The sequence below is a fragment of the Thermogemmatispora sp. genome, assembly GCF_019683755.1.
GTDB lineage: Bacteria > Chloroflexota > Ktedonobacteria > Ktedonobacterales > Ktedonobacteraceae > Thermogemmatispora.
In genome coordinates, this window is the sequence record NZ_JADGHT010000422.1 from 1 (window position 1) to 3505 (window position 3505).

The 3505-nt window shown below is 58.1% G+C and carries 3 protein-coding genes; 1 reads left to right on the forward strand and 2 read right to left on the reverse strand.

Going from position 1 to position 3505, the window contains the following annotated elements; genetic code table 11:
- A partial coding sequence (locus IRZ24_RS18230; RefSeq protein ID WP_297167471.1) for a penicillin-binding transpeptidase domain-containing protein occupies positions 1-1514 on the forward strand: 1514 nt, incomplete at its 5' end.
- A gap of 17 nt (positions 1515-1531) precedes the next feature.
- On the opposite strand, the gene IRZ24_RS18235 is transcribed toward IRZ24_RS18230, so the two are convergent.
- Together IRZ24_RS18235 and IRZ24_RS18240 are read right to left on the reverse strand one after the other, a co-directional pair.
- Positions 1532-2395, reverse strand: coding sequence for a PHP domain-containing protein (locus IRZ24_RS18235; protein ID WP_297167474.1), 864 nt, complete (start codon positions 2393-2395; stop codon positions 1532-1534).
- 251 nt (positions 2396-2646) lie between these two features.
- Positions 2647-3381 carry a response regulator transcription factor gene (locus IRZ24_RS18240; protein ID WP_297167477.1) on the reverse strand — a complete coding sequence of 245 codons (735 nt, stop codon included), beginning with the start codon at positions 3379-3381 and terminating at the stop codon, positions 2647-2649.
- Positions 3382-3505: the final 124 nt, after the last annotated feature.

The following is a 3505-nucleotide window of genomic DNA, read 5'->3' on the forward strand; positions in this document are numbered from 1 at the left end:
CTATGTACCTGAACACCGTTTACTACGGTGAGCAGGCCTATGGTGCCGAAGCGGCGGCCTTCACTTACTTCGGACTCAAGGATACGCCAACCAAAAAGGCTGCTGCTCAGCTCGACATTGCCCAATCGGCCATGCTGGCGGGCATCCCCAGCTCGCCGATTGCCCGCGATCCTTTCATCAACTGGCCGGCTGCCTTCCAGCGTGCCAAGGATGTTTTACATCAAATGCGCGTTCAGGGCTACATCACTGCCCAGCAGGAGCGGGCTGCCATTGTAGAAATGCAGCAGCCGAATTTCCTGCATCGCGGGGTCGTCAAGAATAGCCCTGATGCGCCGCATTTCATCAACTATGCGCTCAACGAGCTGGCCCAGGTCCTGCATGTAAAGGTCTCTCAGCTCGCGCGCAGTGGCCTGATCGTCCATACGACCCTTGACCTGAATCTGCAGAAGCAGGTCTTCAATATCGCCAAGCAGCAGATTCAGAAGATGGCTGCCCACCATATGAGCGATGCGGCGGTGGTGGTGATGGACCCGCATACGGGGGCCATCCGCACCCTGATTGGCAATATTCACCCGAACGACCCGAACACTGGTCAGTTCGATGTGGCTACCCAGGGCTATCGTCAGCCTGGCTCTGCCTTCAAGCCTTTCATCTATGCCACAGCCTTCGCTCAAGGAATCAGCCCCGGTATGCCGGTCTATGACGGCCCCTTGACCATTCAAATGTGTTGTGGTCTGCCGTCCTACACGCCACAGAACTATGATCGGAGCTATCACGGTCTGATCACCTATCGTTACGCTCTGCAAAACTCCTTTAATATCCCGGCTGTCAAGCTGCTGATGCAAGTCGGGGTCGATAAGTCGCTGAAGACGGCGGAGGCGCTGGGCATTACGAGCTATGTCGGTACGCCAAACTACACGATGGTGCTGGGCACACTCGGGGTCCATCTGCTGGATATGACCGCTGCCTATGCCGTCTTCGACAATGGTGGTATCCGTGTACCGCCTCATGCGGTCGATACGGTAACTGACTCGCAGGGCCGTTTGATCTATCGCTTCGTTCCCCAAGGTAAGCGAGTCATCAGCCGCCAGGTGGCCTTTGTCGTCACCGATGTGCTCAGCGATAACAATAACCGGACCTACGAGTTCGGTAAGTGCAGCGCTCTCTACCTCTATAGCAACTCGCAGCAGCAGTGTTATGCCGGCAATCCTGGCGTAGTGCGCCCTGCGGCGGCTAAGACGGGCACGTCAGAGAACTTTATGGATAACTGGACGGTGGGCTATACGCCTGACGTGGTGGTAGGGGTCTGGGTCGGTAATGATGACAACTCGCCGATGCTCAATGTGATCGGTGTCGATGGGGCCGGCCCCATCTGGCATGATACGATGCTCCTGGTGGAGAAGGGCAAGCCAGTGAAGCAGTTCCCCGGTCCGCCGCCTGGAGTGGTGAAGAAGACGGTCTCCTATCAGGGACTGACCTCGACTGATTGGTATATCGTGCACAATGGCGAGTAGGATAGAGGCGGCCGCCTCTATCCTACCTCCACACCGAGACGTTCAAGCAGCCGCCGGCTAAGCTCGGCGCGGTACTTGATGGGCATGCGTCCAACGTGCCCGTGGGAGTCCGAACCGGTACTGAGCAGAAGGTCGTGTTTCTTAACGTAGGCGAGATAGCTCTCGATGCTTTCAGGACTGTGGTAGGGGTGGTAGACCTCAATCCCATCTAATGGAACCTCGGCTCGGACCTCGTCTAGAAGGGCAGGGTCGTAATAGGTGAAGCCGCGCTCGCGTCGCCCTGGATGGGCTATTAGAGCTACTCCTCCGCTGCGGTGAACAGCCTCAACGGTCTCGGCCATTTCCGCGTGAATCGTGCGCTGACCGGCTTCGCGTAGAATCTCCAAGGCGCTTGGCCAGTCCCGCGCATAGCCATGCTCGATGAGGAGAAGGGCGTTATCGCGCGGCTGCTGCGGCTCGCCTCCGCTGGCAGCAAGCAGTTCGGCAGCCCGCGGAAAGCTGTAGCCGCGCTGCTTGAGCCTGTCATAGACTTGGTGGGTCTGTTCCTGCTGCCGGTGCTTGACGTCCGCGATCACCTGGCGCAGGGCAGTAGTTTCTGGATCGAAGCCATAGCAGAGGATGTGCGCCGAGTGGTTGCGCCAGGTGGTGCTCATTTCGACACCTACCAGCACAGGCAGCCCTTTAGCTGCTGCTTGCTCCCGCACCATGTTGATGGTGTCGACACGGTCATGATCAGTGACGGCTACCAGCGCAAAGCCTTCCTGAACCAGATAGTCGATCAGCTGATCGGCTGTCCAGCGCCCATCGCTATAGGTGGTATGCATGTGCAAGTCGATGGGCGCTTCTGGAGAAAGCTTGAGCGGTGCTGCGAATATGTCCAACAGTGAACTCCTTCTGTCGAATTTTCGTTTGGTTATTGGTTAGCGCTTTCAGCCAGCCCTGGAATAGCAGGGCTGCGCCCTTGAAGTCGCCCCGGATCAGACAGCGCCGCTCGGTTCTCTCTGGAGCTTCCTGAGACTGGCACCGCCTAAGGAGCTGGTCCGTATAGGCGCTGCATGTATCCCCAACACCTGACCTGACTCTGGCTGGGCGCTGACCTCTGGCGTTCGTTCTCGCAGCTTCCCCCCTGCTCCTAGCGGCGGAAGCAGTAGCCAACACCGCGTACTGTCTGGATCAGCTTGGGGTTGGCTGGATCTTCTTCGATCTTTTCTCGTAGCCAGCGCACATGGACATCAACAGTGCGCGTGTCACCAACGTAGTCGTATCCCCAGACGTTGTGGAGGAGTTGATCACGCGTAAGGACCGTGCCACGGTTGCGCACCATATAGACGAGGAGGTCGAACTGCTTGGGCTGCAGTTCGATCTCTTGGTCGCGGCAGAAGATGCGCCGGCCATCGAGATCGATGCGCAAGGGGCCAGCCACCAGCTCGCGCCTGGGCCGTACGGGGGCCTCATTGCTGCCCCGGGCGCTCTCTTCGTCAAAGGCGCTGCCGTACTCGACACGGCGCAGCAAGGCACGAATACGCGCCAGCAGCTCCCGTCGCCCAAAGGGCTTGGTCACGTAGTCGTCGGCCCCAACTTCAAGACCGACAACTTTGTCGATCTCGTCTCCTTTGGCGGTGAGCATAATGATGGGAATAATGGCGGTCTCCGGTTCGCGCCGTAACTGTCGGCAGACTTCCAGTCCGTCGAGGCCGGGCAACATGATGTCGAGCAGAATGACATCAGGCCGCTCGCTACGGGCCGCTTCCAGGGCGCTGTAACCATCTGCTGCCGTGATCACCTGGTAGCCTGCCTGCTCCAGGTTGTAAGCGATGGTTTCAACGAGCACTTCCTCATCGTCTACCACGAGAATCTTGCGCGCCACGGTTCTTCTCCATCCTTGTCTCTCTCTGGCTGGCTGAGTTAGGGGGGCATCATTCTGAATCACTTCATTTCATTATACTATATTTCTCATCCCTATCTGCCGACGCTCAGCCCAGGCTCCATGT